Annotated in this window: 20 protein-coding genes; 4 read left to right on the top strand and 16 right to left on the bottom strand. The window is 45.4% G+C overall.

The window, feature by feature from the left end; all coding sequences use genetic code 11:
* Positions 1-165: 165 nt before the first annotated feature.
* Together R7O03_RS15200 and dnaQ are read right to left on the bottom strand one after the other, a co-directional pair.
* Positions 166-1,416: a TIGR03503 family protein gene (locus R7O03_RS15200; RefSeq protein WP_213871627.1), complete on the bottom strand. Its 1,251-nt coding sequence runs from the start codon at positions 1,414-1,416 to the stop codon at positions 166-168.
* 8 nt (positions 1,417-1,424) lie between these two features.
* The gene (gene dnaQ, locus R7O03_RS15195) at positions 1,425-2,147 is read right to left on the bottom strand and encodes a DNA polymerase III subunit epsilon (protein WP_005380385.1); all 723 of its coding nucleotides are present in this window, start codon (positions 2,145-2,147) and stop codon (positions 1,425-1,427) included.
* 59 nt (positions 2,148-2,206) lie between these two features.
* Here dnaQ and rnhA point away from each other — a divergent pair, with 59 nt between their 5' ends.
* Positions 2,207-2,671, top strand: coding sequence for a ribonuclease HI (gene rnhA / locus R7O03_RS15190; protein ID WP_005380384.1), 465 nt, complete (start codon positions 2,207-2,209; stop codon positions 2,669-2,671).
* Here rnhA and R7O03_RS15185 read toward each other — a convergent pair.
* Positions 2,668-3,414 carry a class I SAM-dependent methyltransferase gene (locus R7O03_RS15185; protein ID WP_318131819.1) on the bottom strand — a complete coding sequence of 249 codons (747 nt, stop codon included), beginning with the start codon at positions 3,412-3,414 and terminating at the stop codon, positions 2,668-2,670. The genes rnhA and R7O03_RS15185 overlap by 4 nt on opposite strands.
* Positions 3,415-3,451: 37 nt before the next feature.
* Here R7O03_RS15185 and gloB point away from each other — a divergent pair, with 37 nt between their 5' ends.
* The 3 genes from gloB to R7O03_RS15170 all read left to right on the top strand — a co-directional run bounded on the left by gloB (position 3,452) and on the right by R7O03_RS15170 (position 6,731).
* Positions 3,452-4,210, top strand: coding sequence for a hydroxyacylglutathione hydrolase (gene gloB, locus R7O03_RS15180; protein WP_053304147.1), 759 nt, complete (start codon positions 3,452-3,454; stop codon positions 4,208-4,210).
* 254 nt (positions 4,211-4,464) lie between these two features.
* A complete protein-coding gene (locus R7O03_RS15175; RefSeq protein WP_258483595.1) occupies positions 4,465-6,048 on the top strand; it encodes a LysM peptidoglycan-binding domain-containing protein in 1,584 nt (527 codons plus the stop codon).
* Entirely contained in the window at positions 6,045-6,731 is a 687-nt protein-coding gene (locus R7O03_RS15170) for a YIP1 family protein (RefSeq protein WP_005380375.1), read from the top strand. Before R7O03_RS15175 ends, R7O03_RS15170 begins: the two co-directional genes overlap by 4 nt.
* A gap of 1 nt (position 6,732) precedes the next feature.
* On the opposite strand, the gene R7O03_RS15165 is transcribed toward R7O03_RS15170, so the two are convergent.
* The 13 genes from R7O03_RS15165 to bamA all read right to left on the bottom strand — a co-directional run bounded on the left by R7O03_RS15165 (position 6,733) and on the right by bamA (position 21,970).
* Complete coding sequence (locus R7O03_RS15165; protein ID WP_318131818.1) at positions 6,733-7,578, bottom strand: endonuclease/exonuclease/phosphatase family protein; 846 nt, start codon at positions 7,576-7,578, stop codon at positions 6,733-6,735.
* A 140-nt stretch (positions 7,579-7,718) separates the two neighbouring features.
* Complete coding sequence (gene glnB, locus R7O03_RS15160; RefSeq protein WP_005380372.1) at positions 7,719-8,057, bottom strand: nitrogen regulatory protein P-II; 339 nt, start codon at positions 8,055-8,057, stop codon at positions 7,719-7,721.
* Between the two features lie 188 nt (positions 8,058-8,245).
* Positions 8,246-8,560 carry a c-type cytochrome gene (locus tag R7O03_RS15155; RefSeq protein WP_033905507.1) on the bottom strand — a complete coding sequence of 105 codons (315 nt, stop codon included), beginning with the start codon at positions 8,558-8,560 and terminating at the stop codon, positions 8,246-8,248.
* Positions 8,561-8,630: 70 nt separating this feature from the next.
* Complete coding sequence (tilS, locus tag R7O03_RS15150; RefSeq protein ID WP_053349817.1) at positions 8,631-9,941, bottom strand: tRNA lysidine(34) synthetase TilS; 1,311 nt, start codon at positions 9,939-9,941, stop codon at positions 8,631-8,633.
* Between the two features lie 107 nt (positions 9,942-10,048).
* On the bottom strand, positions 10,049-11,008 hold the full coding sequence (accA, locus tag R7O03_RS15145; RefSeq protein WP_005380365.1) for an acetyl-CoA carboxylase carboxyl transferase subunit alpha: 960 nt from the start codon (positions 11,006-11,008) through the stop codon (positions 10,049-10,051).
* A 46-nt stretch (positions 11,009-11,054) separates the two neighbouring features.
* Positions 11,055-14,534, bottom strand: coding sequence for a DNA polymerase III subunit alpha (dnaE, locus tag R7O03_RS15140; RefSeq protein ID WP_005385364.1), 3,480 nt, complete (start codon positions 14,532-14,534; stop codon positions 11,055-11,057).
* A gap of 81 nt (positions 14,535-14,615) precedes the next feature.
* Entirely contained in the window at positions 14,616-15,251 is a 636-nt protein-coding gene (rnhB, locus tag R7O03_RS15135; protein WP_085570097.1) for a ribonuclease HII, read from the bottom strand.
* 9 nt (positions 15,252-15,260) lie between these two features.
* The gene (gene lpxB, locus R7O03_RS15130) at positions 15,261-16,400 is read right to left on the bottom strand and encodes a lipid-A-disaccharide synthase (RefSeq protein WP_017636041.1); all 1,140 of its coding nucleotides are present in this window, start codon (positions 16,398-16,400) and stop codon (positions 15,261-15,263) included.
* Between the two features lie 119 nt (positions 16,401-16,519).
* On the bottom strand, positions 16,520-17,308 hold the full coding sequence (gene lpxA, locus R7O03_RS15125) for an acyl-ACP--UDP-N-acetylglucosamine O-acyltransferase (RefSeq protein ID WP_005380357.1): 789 nt from the start codon (positions 17,306-17,308) through the stop codon (positions 16,520-16,522).
* Position 17,309: 1 nt separating this feature from the next.
* Complete coding sequence (gene fabZ / locus R7O03_RS15120; protein WP_005380349.1) at positions 17,310-17,762, bottom strand: 3-hydroxyacyl-ACP dehydratase FabZ; 453 nt, start codon at positions 17,760-17,762, stop codon at positions 17,310-17,312.
* A gap of 232 nt (positions 17,763-17,994) precedes the next feature.
* Entirely contained in the window at positions 17,995-19,026 is a 1,032-nt protein-coding gene (gene lpxD / locus R7O03_RS15115) for a UDP-3-O-(3-hydroxymyristoyl)glucosamine N-acyltransferase (protein WP_318131817.1), read from the bottom strand.
* A 6-nt stretch (positions 19,027-19,032) separates the two neighbouring features.
* Entirely contained in the window at positions 19,033-19,542 is a 510-nt protein-coding gene (locus tag R7O03_RS15110) for an OmpH family outer membrane protein (protein ID WP_005391804.1), read from the bottom strand.
* A 13-nt stretch (positions 19,543-19,555) separates the two neighbouring features.
* Positions 19,556-21,970: an outer membrane protein assembly factor BamA gene (gene bamA, locus R7O03_RS15105; protein ID WP_005391802.1), complete on the bottom strand. Its 2,415-nt coding sequence runs from the start codon at positions 21,968-21,970 to the stop codon at positions 19,556-19,558.
* Between the last annotated feature and the right edge of the window lie 28 nt (positions 21,971-21,998).

Below are 21,998 nucleotides of genomic sequence, written 5' to 3'. Positions count from 1 at the left end.
GTAAAGAGTATCATGCGAGCTTTATTATGATTAATCAACGTTAAATCATGGTGTTACTTTAAAATAAAATGATTAATGACCATGAGAAATATCAAATTCTGTTTCAAACTTAAACTGAAAAAAAACGGAGCCGATTGGCTCCGTTTCTCGCTTTATGTGTTACTACTATTTCTTTGGCACTTCTAACTGCATCTCTGGCATGGCATCGCGCTTCGCTTTAATTTTGCGCCAGACTATCCATGCAATGATCACAATCAGCAGCATTATCACGTTACCCACCGCGATAATAATCATGCTGCGCTTACGCTCAGCCTCTCGCTCAGCGATAATTTGCTTTTCCATTTCAATACGGCGCTGTTCGGCTAATTCAGCTTCTTTTGCAATTCGAGCAGCTTCTAGATCAACTTCATCAACAACACTGAAGGTTTGCTCTGGGATAGGAAACACCAACGAGCGCTGGGTTGCAAAATCAGTGGCAAAGATCTCGCCGCGCCATGCGTACTTACCAAGCTCAGCATCGTTATTGAGGTTCAACGTAACTCTCATTCCATCTTTAGAGACCTGTCCTTGGCTGTAACTAATGAAACCATCGGGTGCGTCCTTTTTCACTGTGACTGCTATAGAGCCTGGTGCAATCATACCTTGCTCGCCACTCACCACTAATTGGTGTGGCTTATCGGAATTACGAGCCTGAATAAAAGTACGAGAGATTGGGTTCGGATAAACCAAGATGACTTGTTCTTGCGCTCGTAAGAATACGCCATTGCCAGACGTGATGCGCGCGCGGTACTTACCAGGCTCAACGTCTATCGGGAGCTGAACCGTAAACACACCATCCCCTGCTTTTTCATCCAAGCCGCGGCCGTCATCAGAAAACTCACCCACAACCATCGGCACTGGACGAGCTTCTTTGATCAGCTCATCTTCATTTTCGACAAACTTGGTAAATGTCACGCGCAGATTCACGCGATCAAGGAAGTCGCGCAATACAAGAGGTTTGCCGTCGGAGGTCAGGCGAGCTGTAAACTTAAGCGCTTCCCCATTATATAATCGGTTTGGGAACAGATCCGTACTGAGCTTTAGGTGAGAAATTAAGCGGATGTTATTTTTAGGCGTAACTTTCCCCACAGCCTGCCATGGACCTGGCATAGGGTTATCAACGGAAATAATATCGAGAGAGGCTTCTTGATACCAACGTACATTGTCGTAAGAGCCCCAAGCATAGTATTTTTTACCGTCAGGACGGACTAAAACAACTGGCTGAGAACTTTGCTCACGATAAACCAAAAACGTGATCTGCTCGATGGTTGGATCAACTCGAAAGCGATTGTCTAACAAAGACATTGTAGATTCACTCGCAGCACTCGAGAGACTACTCCATATCGCTAAAAACGCGACCAACAAAGCCCTCAACATAGCTTCTCCTATTGATGCCAAATACAGTCGTTCACCAACTCTAATCTTTTTTGGTGAGCTTCTAGTTCATCGGCACTTGCGCGCAAAACCTTTAGCGCTTTTCTTCCTTCAATACGACGAATGGTTTCTACTCCACCCTCTTGTTTATTCGCGTTAAATTCTAGACTCGTTTGACCACCCGTCATAAAGAGGTAAACGTCGGCTAGAATCTCCGCATCGAGCAAAGCTCCGTGGAGAGTACGGTGCGAGTTATCAATACCGTAACGTTCACATAAGATATCAAGGTTGTTTCGCTTACCAGGGAAGATTTTCTTCGCCATAGCAAGGGTGTCGGTCACCTTGCAGTAGTCGTCCGTTTTGCCGATGTTAGGATCGAGCATGCCAAACTCGTAATCCATAAAGCCGGTATCGAAGGGCGCGTTGTGGGCAACAAGTTCTGCGCCTTTAATAAACTCAAGAAACTCTTGGTGCACGCTCGCGTATTCCGGTTTATCAACCAAGAATTCATCCGTAATACCGTGAACTTCAACCGCTTCTGGTTGGATTTCACGATCGGGTTTTAAATAAACGTGGAAGTGACGACCAGTCAGCTTACGGTTGATGATCTCCACGGCACCGATTTCAATAATGCGGTGTCCCATGTAGTGAGGACCACCCTCGCGGTTCATACCTGTGGTTTCGGTATCGAGAACGACAATGCGGTTATATTCAGAATTGCTGCTGGTATTCATAAGGTTATGTATGTCAGACTATGCTTTATTAAATGTTTCGGCTAATAGTACCAAAAAATATGACCAAACACGTTGAGATTTTCACTGACGGTTCTTGTTTAGGTAACCCAGGACCAGGTGGTTACGGCATAGTATTGCGTTACAAAGACGTAGAAAAGACACTTTCCAAAGGCTATACGTTAACTACCAACAACCGCATGGAAATGTTGGCGGCTGTCGTCGCGCTACAGACGTTAAAACAACCTTGTAAAGTCACTTTAACGACTGACAGCCAATATGTGCGCCAAGGTATTACTCAGTGGATCCATAACTGGAAGAAGCGTGGTTGGAAAACAGCGGATAAAAAACCCGTGAAGAATGCCGATTTATGGCAAGCTCTAGACAAAGAAACCGCACGCCATCAAGTTGAATGGCATTGGGTAAAAGGCCACGCGGGCCATCGTGAGAACGAAATGTGTGATGAGCTAGCCCGGACTGCTGCAGAAAACCCAACTGAGGAAGATACAGGTTACCAACCCTCTTAGCGAGATTCTTTCCTCATAGGGTTACCCTCTCGATTCATCACCCCAAGTGGTGTGAGCTTTTTCTTCAAGCGCCAATGCGGTTTGATAGGCTTGAGAGGGTATGTCCGTTTCCGCGCGACGATGTAATACAAACTCCCAGCGGGTGATGCCCAATCACCAAGACTATTTTCCAACCATGTCCACATCGTACGGTAACGTTTCATCGGAAACAGCGCATAACGATCACAATGAATCACTTGATAATTAAGTAACCCTAACCAATCTTTGATGCGGTTCGACGTAAACATTCGTCCACTCCAAGGCAAATTATGTTTACGCCATGGAAGCAAACTCGCTAATCCAGTCAAGCTTAATGGGTTGAATCCAGTAATAATTACATAGCCATCATCCATCATCACTCTATCGACTTCACGCAACAAACGGTGTGGATCGCTTGCATAGTCGAGCTGATGAGCGAGTATCACAACATCAAAGCTTTTTTCCAAAAAGGGTAATTCGTAACCATCTGCAATCACATTATGCAACGGGTTCTGGATATCTACGTTGACTTGGTGTTGAATGTTACAATTACAGCTGGTTAGCTCACAGCTCAACCCGCCCAGTTTGAGCATATGGTAGCCGAAGAGTTTCGGGCACCATTCATCAAGTCGGGTCTGAATTGACTCAAGCACCCACGGACCGTTGTTCATTGCTGACCAAGTCGACGGGTGTGGTATAGTTTTGTTGCTGAGTGCTGGTTTCATTAACCACCTGACTAAAATGGGTGACGGAGAACGAATCGTGTTAGAGATCAAAAGCATACCCGCATTTAATGATAATTACATCTGGCTGATACAAAATAACGATAAGCGCTGCGCAGTCGTTGATCCGGGCGATGCGAAGCCAGTATTAGAATTTCTGCAGGCTAACGAATTAACTTTAGAAGCGATTTTAATTACGCACCACCACAACGATCACATTGGTGGCGTTCCAGACTTAGTGCGTGCCTTTCCCGAAGTCGCCGTTGTGGGCCCAAAATCAGAGCCAATTCCAACCCTAACAACACCAATGGAAGAAGGCGACAAACTGGAGTTGTTTGGTGAGATTTTCTTAGTACTTGGGTTACCAGGCCATACTTTGGGCCATATCGGTTACGTTGGAGACGGAAAACTGTTTTGCGGTGATGTGCTCTTTTCCGCTGGCTGTGGTCGTATTTTTGAAGGTACGCCTGAGCAAATGTTTGAATCACTGAGTAAACTAACGTCTCTACCAGAAGAAACTCAAGTCTTCTGCGCACATGAATACACGGCGAGTAACGTGGCGTTTGCTCTAGCGGTTGAACCTGACAATGAGCAACTTCGCCAATATCGCGACGATGTAAACCGACTGCGAGCACTCAACATTCCGACACTTCCAACAACAATACGCAAAGAAAAGTGGATTAATCCGTTCTTGCGAACCTCTAACCCTGACGTGGTTCAATCTGTTGCTAGTCGCATTAAAAATAGCGATCCATGCTCGGTTTTTACTGCTTTACGCGAGTGGAAGAACGAATTTTAACCATTTTCTGCTTGTAAGTTTGCAAGACCCCAGTATTATCAGGGACTGATTTTTCGAGAAGCGCCACTGGCGCTTCTCTTACGTTTGGGGTTGATATAAATCTATTTGAATTTCTCCCCATTGCATAATTAGAAGCTCTTTGCCTCTATAAATTAGTTAGTGTTTAAAAGATGTCTATTATCTTGCGACTGCCACGCACATTACGTTGCGCGACAGGCAGGTGAAGATAAACAGGCCCTAAATAGGCTGAATCCATGCGTTTGAAGTATACTTGGGCGTTTGCGTTGTTATTATCTGGCTGTCAATTGACTCAGTCAGATTCAACGTCTTCTACACCAGAAACCAATAAATCTGAGCAGACTGCAAAGCAAAATGCAGTAAAAGCTCAACCGGGCAATAAATCGTCACTAGCAAAAAAATCCGCTAACGACGCGCCTAAAGTTCTCTCCCCCCAAGAACAAGAAGATGTGTGGCAACGTATCGCCATGCAGCTGGACATGGATATCCCAAACCACAAGAAAGTGGACTACTACCGTACGTGGTATTTAAAGCACCCAAATCACCTTTACACGGTATCTAAGCGTGCGACTCCTTTTCTATACATGATCACAAAACGTATCGAAGAGCGCGGACTCCCAATGGAGCTTGCATTACTTCCTGTAGTGGAAAGTTCATTCGATGCCTTTGCCTACTCACATGGTAGCGCGGCTGGGTTGTGGCAATTTGTCCCAGGCACCGGAAAAATGATGGGATTAGAGCAAAACTACTGGTATGACGGTCGCAGAGATGTGGCAGCAGCAACGGATGCAGCGCTGGACTACCTAGTACAACTAAACGAGCGTTTTGATGGTAACTGGGAACATGCAATCGCCGCTTATAACAGCGGTGGAGGCCGAGTTTCTAGCGCAATTCGTAAGAATAAAAAGCTCGGTAAACCTATCGATTTCTTCTCATTAGACTTACCAAAAGAGACCAGCAGTTACGTTCCTAAGCTATTGGCCTTGGCTGACGTTATCGCAAACCAAGACAAGTACGGACTTAATATTCCTGCAATTCCAAACAAGCCTGTTCTAACGCTTGTTGATCCAGAAGAGCAGTTAGATCTGGCTATTGCCGCAGATTATGCCGGCATTAGCGTAAAAGAGTTGCAGAGTTACAACCCAGCATACAACCAGTGGTCGACAGCGCCTGAGGGGCCGCACCAACTTTTGATTCCCGTAGAGAAAAAAGAGACTTTTCTCACCAAGGTGGAGAAAAATCGCGGTAAAGGGATGAAGGTCGCTCGCTACAAGGTGAAATCTGGTGACTCTTTAAGCGTGCTAGCTAATAAATACGGCACAACCACGAAAGTCATTCGACGTGCCAACGGCCTATCGAATAACAACATTCGTATTGGTCAATACCTATTGATTCCGACATCAACAAAAGACGATGCAAAATATGTATTAACGGCACAAAACCGATTAAACAAGACTCAATCTCGTGCTCGTGGTCAACTCAAGCTCACCCATGTCGTTCAGTCTGGAGAAAGTTTGTGGTCAATCGCACGTAACAATAAAGTGTCGTATAAATCGTTAGCTAAATGGAATGGTATGGGCCCTAAAGATCCATTGCGTGTGGGTCAAAAGCTAGTGATTTGGAAGGACTCAGACAAAGGTTCTGTGATCCGTACCGTTTTCTACAACGTTCGCTCTGGCGACACCATTAGCGGCATTGCAAGCAAGTTCAAAGTAAAAACGAACGACATCGTGAAATGGAACTCGCTACACAAGAAAAAATACTTACAACCAGGTCAAAAGCTTAAGTTGTACGTTGACGTAACGAAGGTAAGTGTATGAACCCATCAAGCAATCCACTTGTGATGCTGTTGGACATTTTTCGTTCTCCAACATCTTGTTTTCTTGCGCTTTATCAACGCGGTGGATGGGGATGGCAACCGTTCATCTTCCTGATGCTTAGTCCGTTTTTATTCTGGGGTGCTTACTTTTCGAATGTCGATTTCACGTGGCTCAGTGACCAACTTGCTGCGCAATTTCAGCAAATCGACCCGAAGCAGATTGAGCTATTAGAACCAAACACGCTAATGGCAAGCGCGATCATCAATGATGTATTCAACCGCTTTGCCACCTTACTATTGCTCGCGCTTTGGTTCTTTCTTGCAACAAAGGCAAGCAAACAACAATACGGTTACTGGAAATGGTTTGCCGCATCGTGTGCTATCTTATTCCCAGCAGTATTGGGCGATGTAGCAAGCTACGCGAGCTTGCTACTCAAGCATGGTCAGGTAATGACTTACGCTGCCGATTTAAATAGCCTCAATGGTCTATTAAAGCTGCCTCTTACTAACGAATGGTCTCATTTCGCTAGCTCGTTACCTTTGCTTCTGCCTTGGTACATTGTGCTCGGCTACGGCGTTGTACTGACGTGGACGGAGTTTGAACGTGGCCAAGCTTTGGTGATAGCAAGCCTGCCATGGGTATTCTTCTACGTTATTTGGGCACTTTATATTGTGGTAACCTAAGCTAGTTATTTAACGTAAATGACAATAACAATGGGTTATGATCGGAAGCGTCGCTCTGCGGCGCTTTTGCGTACTTAAGCGTCAGACCTCGGTAAAACACATGGTCCAGTGGTAACCCTGTTATAAATTGGACTCGATGATCCGGCAAGAACGTCACCTCTTGTAAGTCCGCAGCCTTTAAGGCCTGCCTCATCGCATTAACGCGAGATTCACTCCAGCTATTGAAGTCTCCAGCAAATAGAATTGGCCCCACATGATGCTTTAAAAGCATTTCAAGCGCCGTTAACTGCGATACATACTCTTTTGTACCTACGGTGAAGTTAATCGCATGTACATTCACCACTGCGAGTTTCTCGCCATTACTCAAGTGATACTGGCTATATAATGCAGACTTAGGTAAGCGAAGCCACGGCTCTTTAGAGGTGTAAGCGCAGGCTTTTTCTGGTTGCCCTTGAGCAATACTAATTACACCGGCACCGCTACCCAGCGCCTTAAAAGCACTCACTTGATTACTAACCCAGCGACCATCCACCAACCACTGCTTAAATGATGGTGTCATGCTGGCTTCTTGCAATAACAGTAACTGCTTATCAGCAGAAAACTCATCGAGTGCACGTTGCCAGTTAGCCCGGTTCTGTTTGTAGATATTCCAGACAAGCACATTGATTTCACCGCCCTGATCCAGAGCTTTTGAATCGCTAAATTCGATGCACCTGATATCTTGTGTCAGCTCGGTACCTGTTTGAGTAATAATTTGCGGCTGATCTGGTACGGTGAAAATAACCTGGAAGCCAACCAATACCGCTATTACGAGAAAAGCTAACGCCAGAAAAAAACGCTTAAACATACGACAAACCTGAATGTAGGCACCCGAAATCTAGAACAACCAATCTCGGGTTAAATGATTTCACTAATAAGCAAACAACAAAAAAGGAGCCACTTGGCTCCCTTTTAGCATAATAAATACGAAACAGGTGACAAGAAACCTTAGATCGCGTCTTCGTCTTCTTCACCAGTACGAATACGAACCACACGCTCAATATCAGTGACGAATATTTTACCATCACCAATCTTACCAGTTTGCGCGGTTTCAATGATTGTCTCTACGCATTTATCAGCCACATCTTCCGTTACAACGATTTCGAGCTTCACTTTAGGTAGAAAGTCCACCATGTACTCTGCACCACGGTAAAGCTCGGTGTGACCTTTTTGGCGACCAAAGCCTTTCACTTCAGAGACGGTCATCCCTGTAATGCCAACTTCAGCTAGCGCTTCTCGAACATCATCCAGTTTAAATGGCTTGATAATCGCTTCAATTTTTTTCATGTTCATCCCTTAAGCTTCAATCGATTGCGCTTATTATCGTTTAGCGTTTCGCAACATTCAATGTTTGTCTCTGATCCACCAGCGAAAATCCAGGCTGAGCAAATTAACATAGCGAATATCGTGAGTTGATAAAACCCAATGAGGACTGCTCAATGCCCAATCGTCCAAGCTTTACTTCAGACTCGCGTTTACTTCAAACTTGCGTAGTAAGCCGCTAGGTTAGCGATGTCTTCATCAGACAACAATGAAGCTTGAGCTTGCATCACAGCAGCAAGCCCACCTGTTCGCTCTTTATTTTTATAAGCTTTAATTGAACTGATAATATATTGCTCATTTTGCCCTTTCAGATTTGGGTAACCCGGAATGACAGCAATACCATCAGCGCCATGACACGCCGCGCATACTCCCGACTTTGCTTGACCTGCTGCGACATCTCCCGCAGCTAGAGCTTGCCCACTGAACATGGTTAACGCCACCATTGCACCCATGATTGTTTTCTTCATTGCTTCACCTAATCAATTATTATTTAAGGATTTTTATATTTTATAATCGACATTGTGGCATGAATTTTCATTACCTGCGCCAAATAAGTTCACAATCTTGACCATTAAATGCCTGATCAACGAACAGATCTGCCACAGCAACGACTCGGTCTTGATACATCAAAATCGGAATTTGACGACGCAGCCAGCTTGGCACATTGTATTCTTGGAACAACTTCTTCAGTTTTCGACTGTGATTACGCGTGGTTGGATGCGCTGATAAGCCTTCCGGATTAAAGGTCACGCGAAGCAATTCTGGCTGACTCGGTAGCGCAATCGTTGCGTTGCTAGAACTCGTCGTTAAGGTCAGCTCCCCTAGCCGCTCTGGCAGCGACAAAGTCGCATCAACTTGAATCGTACTTTGCCACTCAGTGACGTCAGCCGTTTCCGTTACCCAATAGAGACAATTTCGAAAACGGCGCACTTCACCTTGTTTAAGTTGTAGTTTGGGGTTGGCATCTTGCTGAGCTAATGCCACTTCATTCCAGATGAGATTGAGTTGTACCTGAGTCGGCATACTAGTATTAAGCTTAGACAGCCACATACGAATCAAGCGCGCACGCGCTAATCCACTGTGCTTAGCCAGTTCTTCAATACTCAAACTTAGATCCGTTTGTAAAGCGCGTTCAAACACCGCGCTCAATAGTTCATCCAATAGCGCTTCTTGTTGAGCACATAAACTTGCACTGCGCTGAACCGCTTGATGGATACTCGGCCAGCGACCAGACAATTCAGGAATAACACAATGACGAAGAAAGTTACGATCATAACGGGTATCTTGATTGCTTTCGTCTTCCACCCACTCCAAGCCTAATTTAGTAGCGGCTTCTTCGATGGTCTTCCGCTTGATAGTAAGCAATGGTCGAACTAGAGATCCGCAAGAAAACGGCATACTCTCCGCCATCGAAGATAACCCTTTAGGCCCGCTGCCGCGCTTAAGCGCAAGGAGAAAAGTCTCTATTTGATCGTCGGCATGTTGACCAGTCAACAGTATATCACCTTCTTGAATGTACTTAGTTAAGGCTTGGTAGCGAGCTTCACGAGCAAGAAGTTCAATACTTTCACCATTGCTGATGTCTAAGCTCACTCGCTCGATCGAGCACGATATCCCCACTTGTTGTGCCCAAAGTAAGCATTTATCGGCCCAATTATCGGCATTCGAGCTTAAACCATGGTGCACATACACAGCGTGACACTCTACAGAGTGCGCTTGTTGGTAGCGACTGAGTAATTCGAGTAAAAGACGTGAATCCACTCCTCCGCTAAACGCCAAGACAACCTTAGTGCCTAATTGATAGTAGCGGCCGAGAACTTGAGCAAAATGCGGGTAAAGCGATTCCATAAGCGATCCGATAGGTACAAAAAAAGGGCTGGACTCTCATCCAACCCTTTCTATTTTAACTGTTATCACTTGAGATATCAGCTAACGCTTAATAGCAATCACCGAAATTAACAGTAACCGTAGCTCATTAGACGCTGGTAACGACGCTCACGTAGCGTCTCTTCATCCAATTGTTCTAGATCTTCTAGCTGACGAAGTAGTGTCGCTTTCATATTCGCTGCCATTTGAACATGATCGCGATGAGCGCCGCCTAGTGGCTCTTCAATGATTTCGTCGATCAGTTCAAGCTCTTTAAGACGCGGAGCAGTTAGGCCCATTGCCTCTGCCGCTTGTGGCGCTTTGTCTGAATCACGCCATAAGATTGAAGCACAACCCTCAGGAGAAATTACTGAGTACGTAGAGTACTGAAGCATGTTCACGTAGTCGCCTACACCGATTGCTAATGCACCACCAGAACCGCCTTCACCGACAACGTTACAGATTACTGGTACTTTAAGACCAGACATCACTTTTAGGTTTTTCGCGATAGCTTCAGATTGACCACGTTCTTCTGCGCCCACACCTGGGTATGCGCCAGCCGTGTCAATAAATGTGATGATCGGCATGTTGAAACGCTCTGCCATTTCCATCAAGCGTAGAGCCTTACGGTAGCCTTCTGGTTTCGGCATACCAAAGTTACGTTTCACCTTTTCTTTGGTCTCACGACCTTTTTGGTGACCAATGATCATCACAGGGCGGCCTTCAAGGCGAGCCATGCCACCCACAATCGCTTTGTCGTCTGCAAACGCGCGGTCACCCGCTAATTCATCAAACTCCTCAAAAGCGTGTTGGATGTAATCCAGCGTGTAAGGACGTAGTGGGTGACGAGCCAGTTGAGCTGTTTCCCATGCACCTAGGTCACTGAAGGTTTTTTTCTTCAGCTCTAAGCTTTTCTTCTCAAGCTGTTCGATTTCTTTATCCAGGTCAATCGCAGAATCACCACCGTGACGAGAGACATCACGTAATGCTTCAATTTTCGCTTCTAGTTCTGCAATTGGCTTTTCAAATTCAAGAAAGTTTAGGCTCATCTATGAATCCTTGTTTACTCAGCGTCTAACATATTGCGCTGAATTTTTAGTTAAATTCGAGTTCTACCTGGCTTTTGCCAAGCAACTGTTTTAAATCGTCGAGTAATGTATCACTTGGCGTAACTCGCCACTCGGTGCCCAATGTTAACCGCGCTCTGGCGTCGGCACGCTGGTAGTATACATTGACGGGTACGGTTCCGGCTTTGTGCGGTTCTAAAATACGGCTGAACTGCTCAAAAAACTGATCGTTGATCTGATTTGCATCTATCGATACCGACAAACCACGAGCGTATTTCTCGCGCGCACTGCCGAGATCCATAACTTCACGCGCCGACATTTTAAGGCCACCGTTGAAGTCATCAAAGCTGACCTGTCCAGAAACGACCAAAATTCTGTCTTTTTCGAGAAGTTCAGCGTATCGATCCAGTGCATCTGAGAACAACATCACTTCCATGCGACCACTTCGGTCATCCAGTGTCATAATGCCAATTCGTGTACCACGCTTAGTCGTCATTACACGAGCGGCAATAACCAGACCTGCCACCGTGACAGATTGGTCGCGGCGAGTGGGCGTTGCGTCTTTTAGTCGACAACTGGTGTATTTGTTTAGTTCCTTTACGTAGGCGTTAATTGGGTGCCCTGTCAAATATAGACCTAGGGTATCACGCTCGCCCTCTAACCACACTTTTTCTGGCCAAGGCGGAACCTGCGTATACTTATGCTCTACTTCTTCAGGTGCATCCGTTAGCACACCAAACATATCCGTTTGACCAAACGCTTCAGCTTGGTGATGTTGACTTGCTGCTTTTACCGCATCATTGAGTGACGCCATCATCGCCGCGCGGTGTGGGCCTAGTCGATCCAACGCGCCCGCGTAAATCAGCTTCTCTATCACTCGTTTATTGACGCGTTTTAGATCAACTCGAGCACAGAAATCAAATAGGTCTTTAAAGTGACCACCTTTATTTCTCGCCTCAAGAATCGCATCGATAGGACCCTCACCTACCCCTTTTATCGCACCAATACCGTAAACAATTGCGCCATTTTCATCAACATTAAAGCGATATAAGCCAGAGTTGATGTCTGGTGGCAGCACGGTGAGCTTCATACGGAAACACTCATCGACCAAGCCAACGACTTTTTCCGTGTTATCCATATCGGCTGTCATTACCGCAGCCATAAATTCGGCAGGGTAATGTGTTTTCAGCCAAAGAGTCTGATAAGAAACCAATGCATAAGCAGCAGAGTGCGATTTGTTAAAACCATAACCGGCGAACTTCTCTACCAAGTCGAAGATTTTCATCGCCAACTCGCCATCGATACCGTTCTTTATCGCACCTTCTTCAAAGATAGCACGTTGTTTTGCCATCTCTTCTGGCTTTTTCTTACCCATTGCACGACGAAGCATGTCCGCACCACCTAGCGTGTAACCTGCTAAGATCTGCGCAATCTGCATTACCTGCTCTTGGTACAGGATGATGCCGTAGGTTGGATCTAGCGTCTCTTTTAGCGACTCGTGTTGCCACTTTTCATCTGGATAAGAGATCGCTTCTCGACCATGTTTACGGTCGATAAAGTTATCTACCATGCCCGATTGCAAAGGACCCGGACGGAAGAGTGCTACCAATGCGATGATGTCTTCGAAACAGTCTGGCTGAAGTCGTTTGATCAGCTCTTTCATGCCTCGAGATTCAAGCTGGAATACTGCTGTCGTTTCAGAGTTTTGCAACAAACGGAAAGAGGCGGGGTCTTCTAACGGTATGGATTCAATTTGAACCGGTTCTTTACCTTCTCGCTCTAGGCGTGGGTTAATCAGCCCTAACGCCCAGTCAATAATGGTTAAGGTACGTAAACCTAAGAAGTCAAACTTAACTAGGCCAGCGGTCTCAACATCGTTTTTATCAAATTGAGTAACCGGAAAGTGACCTTCAGCGTCTGCATAAATTGGCGCAAAATCGGTAATTGTTGTAGGTGAAATTACAACACCACCAGCGTGTTTACCGGCGTTTCGCGTACAGCCTTCCAAAATATGACACATGTCGATGAGTTCTTTAACTTCCTCATCGGCCTCATACAATTCAGGTAGTGCAGGTTCAGCTTTAAACGCTTTATCTAGCGTCATACCTGGATCGGGCGGGATCAGCTTTGAAATACGATCAACAAAACCAAATGGGTGGCCCAATACGCGGCCAACGTCACGGATTACCGCTTTTGCCGCCATGGTACCAAACGTGATGATCTGAGACACCGCGTCACGACCGTACATTTCCGCAACGTGGTCAATAACCTGGTCACGTTTATCCATACAGAAATCGACGTCGAAATCGGGCATCGAAACACGTTCTGGGTTCAAGAAACGTTCGAACAGCAAGTCGTATTCTAGTGGATCCAGATCGGTGATTTTTAGTGCGTAAGCCACCAAAGAACCAGCACCGGAACCACGTCCAGGACCGACAGGAATTCCATTATCTTTTGACCACTGGATGAACTCCATTACGATCAAGAAGTAACCAGGAAATCCCATTTGGTTGATAACATCTAGCTCTATCTGAAGACGTTCATCATATTCAGGGCGGCGACGTTTTCTCTCTTCCTCATCTGGAAATAGGAACTCTAAACGCTCTTCCAACCCCTCTCGGGATTTCATGACTAGGAACTCAGTCTCTTTCATCCCTTCGGTTGGGAAAGCTGGTAGGAAGTACTCACCTAAGCGCACAGTCACGTTACAACGCTTCGCTATCTCGACACTGTTTTCTAACGCTTCAGGAATATCAGCAAACAGCTCACACATTTCTTCTTCTGTACGAAGATATTGCTGCGGACTGTAGTTTTTTGGCCTACGCGGATCTTCTAATGTGTAACCATCGTGAATCGCTACGCGTATTTCATGAGCATCAAATAGGTCTGGACTCAGGAATACAACTTCATTGGTCGCCACTACTGGCAAGTCTTGCTGCTCTGCCAATTCAACCGCAAAGTGAAGATAAGTTTCTTCATCTGGACGACCGGTACGAAGTAGCTCAAGATAAAAGCGATCTGGAAAATGCTGTTTATAAAAATCAACACACCCCTGCACTATTTGACGGTTGCCTTTCAAAAGGCCGCGACCAATTTCCCCGCTTTTACCGCCGGATAATACAATCAAGCCTTCAGACATTTCAGCCAACCAGGCTTTATCAATCACAGGGTGGTGTTGAACATGTCCACGTAAGTACGCTTTTGATATCAATAACGTCAGGTTCTTATAACCTACATTATCCGCCGCAAGCAAAGTCACTTGTGTCAGCTCTTCACCAAACTCGTCCGACTGCATTTTAAAGTCAGCACCAATGATCGGTTTAACACCACTGCCATGCGCCGTACCGTAAAACTTCACCAAACCACATAGGTTGGTAAAGTCGGTCAACGCCATTGCGGGCATACCGAGCTCAGCAACTTTCTTTACGATTGGCGGAACTTTGTTGAGGCCATCCACCATCGAGAAGTCACTATGAACACGCAGGTGGATGAATTTGGGATCTGACATTAACAGGTACCGTGTAACTCTATTTTGTTGGGGATTCTAACCTAAAGAGGTTGGGTTTATAACACCAATTAGATCGTTTGATTATTCTATGCCTAACGCTTTTTTTACTGGCTTGAAACTCTTGCGGTGTTCACTGATCACTCCGTGTTGCTCAATCGCTTCAAAGTGCGCTTTAGTTGGGTAACCTTTGTGCTTCGCGAAGCCAAATTGTGGATGAAGTTTATCCAACTCTTCCATCTCTTGGTCACGCACGACTTTGGCAATAATTGACGCCGCACTGATTTCGGCAACACGTAGATCGCCTTTTACTACAGCTTGAGCATCCATTGGCAGCTCCGGACAACGGTTACCATCAATCAACACCAAATCAGGTTGAACCTGTAACCCCGCCACTGCACGCTGCATCGCAACCATAGTCGCCTGCAAAATATTCAGTTGATCGATTTCTTCAGGAGAACAACGCCCGACCGCCCACGCCAATGCTTTTTCTTTGATTTCAGGAAGCAACGCCATGCGTTTCTTTTCGGTCAATTTTTTCGAATCGTTCAACCCTTCAATAGGATTGTGAGGATCAAGGATAACCGCAGCGGTGACGACGTCTCCCACCAAAGGGCCACGTCCTACCTCGTCGACTCCGGCCACAAGCTGGTAACCTTGCGGATATTCAAACGGAGGGAGTTCAACTTTGGTTTTGGTCGCTTTTGGTTTAACAGCCATGATAAATCTCTATTTTTCAATCAGTTTTAGAACCGCGTTTGCGGCTTGTTGATCCGCATCTTTACGGATCCAATGATGCATTTCCGTAAACTTATCTAACATCGGTTTATTGTCGCTTTCCAATAAGCGAGAAACCTCAGTAAACAAATTGTCTGGTGTGCACTCATCTTGTAGATATTCTTTGACGAGCTCATCATCCGCCAAGATATTCGGCAATGACACATACTTCGTTTTCAATAGACGTTTAGCTAAGAAAGCAGTAAATGCATTCACACGATAACCCACCACCATTGGACGCTTGAGAAGCATACACTCCAACGCTACGGTACCGGAGGCCAACATCACGGCATCGGATGCGGTGATGACGTTGCGTGCGGTGTCATCAACTAACTTGAAGTCCAACTCTGGCGCTAGCTCTTTCCATGCTTGTTCAAACTGCTCACGGCGTTTTTGATTAACAAGCGCGACAACAAACCCCAGTTCTGGAAATTTTTTATGGAGTAACTTGCAGGTTTCAATAAATGGCTCTGAGAGCATTTTTAACTCGCTACCACGACTGCCTGGCAGGACAGCAAGCCACTTTTTATCTTGTTCTAAACCAAGCAACTCACGTGCAGGCGCTTGTTCTGATTCTAGTGGGATGGCATCAGCCAAGGTATGACCAATGAACTCGCAAGGTACATTAAATTTGTCGTAGAACGCTTTCTCAAACGGAAGAAATGCTAGCACCAAGTTCGTTGCCGCTTCTATTTTAAAGATGCGCTTCTGACGCCAAGCCCAAACAGACGGACTCACGTAATGAACGGTTTTAATGCCCGCTTGCTTGAGGTCAAGCTCCAGGCGTAAGTTGAAGTCAGGAGCATCGATCCCGATGAAAACATCAGGCGGATTCTGAGTAAAATACTGAACGAGCTCAGCTTTCACTTTAAGAAGTCTCGGTAAGCGGCCTAAAACCTCGACTAATCCCATCACCGCAAGCTCTTCCATATCAAACAGAGACTCGCAACCTTGGGCTATCATTTTCGGACCACCAATGCCTACGAACTCTGCGTCTGGATATTGTTGCTTTACTGCTTTGATAAAGCCTTCACCTAGCGTATCGCCAGACAATTCTCCGGCAATGATGCCAATACGTAATGGTCTTTCCATATCTACTTCGCTATTTTTCCTGTGCGCTATGGATAACGGTTTGCCTTATCCATAAAACACAAAAAGATCGTAACCTCAAATTTGGTCACGATCTTTTTATTTATTGGTTCATTCGCCAATTAACGAATAATGCCACGTTCCGTCGTTTCCAGAATATCTGAGAAACGCTTCACAGCCGGCCACTCTTGAGCCATTTCAGCCAGAATAGGCTTCACTTCTTCTAGCGTCTTACCTGAACGGTAGATTTCTTTATACGCTTTTTGTAGCGCACGAATCTCTGGTTTCTCAAAGCCATTACGCTTCAAGCCAACAAGGTTCAAGCCGAATGGAGTAGCGTGGTTACCTTGCGCGAGTACATAAGCTGGGACATCTTGCACCACAGCTGAACAGCCGCCAATGTATGCGTAAGCGCCCACTGTACAAAACGGATGAATCGCAGACAGTGCCATCACACCGGCATAGTCATCAACAGTAACGTGACCACCAAGAATCGAGTTATTACCGATATGAGTGTGGTTACCAATAACAACATCATGCGCAACGTGTGCATTCACACACAATAAGTTGTCATCACCAATGATCGTGGTTGCTTTGTCTTGCACTGTGCCGCGGTGAACTTGGACCGCTTCACGAATGACGTTACGGTCACCGATAACCACAGTTGTGTCTTCACCACCGTATTTTTTGTCTTGGTTTTCTTCACCAATGACAGCATGTGGGAAAATACGGTTATCTTTGCCAATAGTTGTGTGACCTTTGATCACAACGTGAGACATCACTTCTGTGCCTTCACCAATTTCAACCGTAGAGGTGATGTACGTAAAAGGACCTACTGTTACGTTAGCACCAATTTTGGCGCCCTCTTCTACCACCGCTGCCGGGTGGATTTTAGCGGTTTCATGAATCATATTAAAACTCTCGACGAGCACACTTCAGTTCTGCAGAACATACCACTTCGCCGTCAACTTTTGCTACACCGCTAAATGCAGCAATGCCGCGACGTTCTTTCAGAAATTCTACCTCAATAACCAATTGGTCGCCCGGAACCACTGGTTTACGGAATTTCGCGCCGTCTACGCTTGCAAAGTAGTACAGTTCATTTTCTGTTGGTGCACCAAATGATTTAAATGCAAGTAAGCCTGTTGCCTGAGCCATTGCTTCTAAAATCAAAACACCTGGGAATACTGGTAGTTGAGGAAAGTGACCTGTGAACTGAGGTTCGTTAACCGACACGTTTTTAATCGCGTGAAGGTACTTCTCTTCTTGGAAGTCTATCACTCGGTCGATCAATAAGAATGGGTAGCGATGAGGTAGTAGCTCTTGAATTTCAGAGATGTTCATCGTTTTCTTTTCAGTAGTCAAAGTCGTCTTCCTATATCAATTTTTTGCCGCCAAGATGGCAAACGTGGCAACAGGTCGTAAAGCCGAATCGCTTTGCAATATACTAGCAAAATACGCACCATCTTGGAGTTAAATCTACTTAGAGCGCGTCATTATAGAAGAAAAAGACCCGCATTTCGCGAGTCTTCGTACAGAATATGGAACTAGAGCCTGTTAGCTTTCACGTTAAATACAGAGCGAAAGATAACTTGTTCTAAATTTCTTCTTTCTGTTCCAGCTGTTTTTCAACCGCTTTCAGGCGCTTATTCATCTCATCAATACGGTGAACTCGAGTTGCAGTTTTACGCCACTCTCTGTTCGTTTGTAGTGGAATACCTGATGAGTAAAGGCCTTTTTCTTCGATACTGCGCATTACCATGCCCATACCTGTAATCGCCACACCATCTGCGATAGTGATATGGCCATTCAGAACAGACGCGCCGCCAATCTGGCAGTACTTACCAATTTTTGTACTGCCCGCGACAATAGTACCACCAGGCATCACGGTACCATATCCGATCTGCACGTTGTGCGCGATTTGAAGTTGGTTATCCAGAATGACATTGTCTTCAATGATAGTATCTTCGAGTGCACCGCGGTCAATCGTAGTACAAGCACCAATCTCAACGCGGTTACCGATACGCACTGAACCAAGCTGAGGAATTTTAATCCACTCGCCTTTGTCATTCGCGTAACCGAAGCCATCAGAGCCAATGACGGTACCCGATTGAACGAGACAGTCATCACCCAATGACACTTCATGGTAGATAGTGACATTAGCCCAAAGCTTGGTGTTATTCCCTAGCTTGGCGTTCTTACCGATAAAACAACCAGCACCAACACTTACGTTGTCGCCGAGTTCCACGCCCGTTTCAATCACAGCGTTAGCGCCGATTGTAACGTTCTCACCCATCTTAACGTCAGCGGCAATCACAGCACTTGGTGCAATATCGTCTGCCGGTGTTGGTGTGGTATCCATCGCTTGGACCACACGAGCAAATGCGACATAAGGGTCTGAAACCACTAGCGCATTTCCAACGCATTGATCTTTATGCTCAGCCTTTACCATAACAACGGTAGCTTGGCACTCAGAAAGGTGTTTTGCGTATTTTGGGTTAGACAAGAAGGTTACGTCACCTTCTTGTGCTTTATCCATTGGAGCAACACGGCTTACAACGAGAGACTCGTCACCAAACAGCTCACCCCCGGTAATTGTCGCCAATTCGGCTAATGTTAATGTCTTCATAACTTCTTATTTTAGAGCTTTAATTACGTCTTCAGAGATATTGTATTCTGGCTTGCCGTACTGCAAAGCAGAGATATCAATCACAAGATCGTAACCATTTTTGTCTGCGACTTTCTTAACTGCATCTTGAATCGTTTTGAAAAGCTTCGCTTTTTCTTCAGCTTCACGACGCGCACTTGCTTTTTCAAGTGCTTGTGCTTTCACTTTGTACTCGCTGTCGAGCTTCGCGATATCGATACGTAGCTTTTCAACTTCGTCTTGACCCAAAAGCTCGCCGTCACGTTGTAGCTTCTCAATCTTTGTTTTAGCTTGTGCTTGGATTGACTTTAGTTCATCAGCTTTGCTTTTGAAGTCTTTCTGCATTTTTTGTAGTACAACTTCACGTTGAGGAAGAGCTTGAAAAACTTGAGCTGTATTTACGTAAGCAATTTTCTGTGCAGCTTCTGCCGCATTTGCAAACATTGAAGAGCTCAGTACAAGAAGGCCAATCCCAGCCGCTTTGATCATTTTATTCAAAATATTTTCCTCTTTAGAAAGTTCTACCGATAGTGAATGTGAAGAACTCTTCATCATCGCCATCAAATTTCTTAATTGGTTTCGCTAGTGAGAATACTAGTGGCCCCATTGGAGACATCCACTGCAACGCCGCACCGTAAGAAGAGCGGTAGTTGGTTGGATCTGAGTAATCGTAGTAGTAACGGTCACCATATTCCGCACCTGAATCGCGGTAGTCAAACTCCGTATCCCAAACACTTGCCATATCAAAGAAGATACTGGTACGAATTTGGTTTTGTACTTCTTCTGATGCAAATGGTGTTGGGACAATCAACTCAACACTTGCTAGCGCTACGGCGTTACCACCAACAGAGTCATCTGTTGCTGTATCTGCGCCATTGTTTGAACCAGATGTATCACGGTAAACCGCTTTAGGACCAACAGAGTTTGAGCCAAAGCCACGAAGCGATGTAAAGCCACCTGCGTAGTAGTTTTCGTAGAATGGGAACAAGTTATCGTTACCATCCGTTTGACCGTAACCATTACCGTAACCTAAGCGGCCACGGAACAAGAGGGTAAACTCGTGCTTTTTAGTCAATGGCACATACTGGCGAACATCGTACTGCATTTTGAAGTATTGAACGTCAGAGCCAGGTACGGTCATTTTATAGAATGCACGCTGATGGTTACCTGCCGTTGGGAAGTAACCACGGTTTAAGTTATTACGTGTCCAAGAGATATTGAAGTCGAAGTCGTTTGTGTTCAACGCTCCACTAGAATCAATGTTGTCTGCTTGTGCTCGTAAGAACTGCTCTACCTGCAAGTAAGGCGATAAGTTACCGATCTTGTTGTGCGTATAACCGACACCGAATTCAAAACGGTTCAACTCATCGAATGGGAAGCCCCACGTTAAGCTCGCGCCATAGCTTTCGTTGGTATAGTCAACGATATTGGCTTCTTTCGCTTCAAATTCGTTATAGAAAACCTTACCACCCAAGCTTACACCGTCTAAGTTCCAGTACGGATCACGGTAATCAAGACTGATGTTTTTCTGGTAGTCATTCATCATCGCGTTGATACCAACACGGTTACCACTACCAATAAAGTTATCTTGTTGCAGGCCAACCTGGAAGCTCACACCCGATTCTGTGCCGTAGCCAACACCGAAGTTAACGCTACCAGAGTTTGCTTCTTTGACAGAGTAAACTAGGTCAACTTGATCATCACTACCAGGAACTCGAACCGTCTGTACTTCAACATTTTCAAAGTAGCCCAACCGATTTAGACGAGTTTTACCCGTTTCAATCGATTTCGAGTTCAACCAACTGCCTTCCATCTGACGCATTTCACGACGAAGGACTTCATCTTTGGTTGAGTTATTACCCGTGAAGCGAATGTCACGAACATAAATTCGGTTACCCGGATCTACGTTAACGACCAAAGAAACTTCTTGATTCTCGTCGTCAAACTCAGGAATGGTATTCACTTGAGGATAAGCATAACCGGACTCACCAAGCACACGCTTAATCCCTTCTTCCATTGAAGTAACCAACGAGCCGTTGTATGTCTCATTGTCTTCAAATGGCACAAGTCTTTCGAACGTCGCTTCCTCGCCAATCAAATCACCACGGAACTTCACGTCCTTAACGGTGTAAACCTCGCCCTCTTCTAGACCAAGAGTAATGTATACCCCTTTCTTGTCAGGAGAGATTGCAACTTGTGTCGAATCAACGTTAAATTTTAAGTAACCACGATCCAGGTAGAATGATTTGAGTGCTTCAATATCACCTGCAAGGACTTGCTTTTGATACTTTTCATCAGAAAGGAAATTCCACCACGGCACATCAACATTTAAGTTAAAGCGAGAAAGCAGCTCTTCATCACTGAACACTTCATTACCGATAAAGTTGATTTGCTGAATTTTTGCCGACACACCTTCAGTAAAGACAAACTTAAGGTCAGAACGATTACGTGGTAGTGGAGTAACCACCGCTTTTACTGTTGCGTTGTATTTACCTACGCTGTAGTAAAAGTCTTCTAAGCCTTTTTCAATGTTGCTTAGCGTGGTGCGGTCAAGCGCTTCACCTTCACGAACGCCAGACGCGTTCAGGTTTTCTTGTAGCTGCTCGTCCTTGATTGCTTTGTTACCTGAAAAAGAGATGCTTGCAATGGTAGGACGTTCTTTGACTTGAACCATCAGAACACCACCGTCACGCAACACTTTCACATCTTCAAAGTTACCAGATGCATACAGGGCGCGGATAATTTCTGCAACATCGCCTTGGCCAATGGTATCACCGACACGTACAGGCATTTTCAACAATGCAGCACCCAGTGCTACACGCTGCAATCCATCGATTTCAATATCTTGAACTACGAAGTTCTCTGCTCCATTTGCAGATACACTGGTCGCCAGTAAACTTGCAAATAGAATTCGCTTAATCGCCATACTTGTTCTAATTATTCCTTGCTACTGC

Origin of the sequence: Vibrio sp. Vb2960 (assembly GCF_033337665.1) — a bacterium.
GTDB lineage: Bacteria > Pseudomonadota > Gammaproteobacteria > Enterobacterales > Vibrionaceae > Vibrio > Vibrio alginolyticus.
This window is presented reverse-complemented; position numbering and strand designations above follow the sequence as displayed.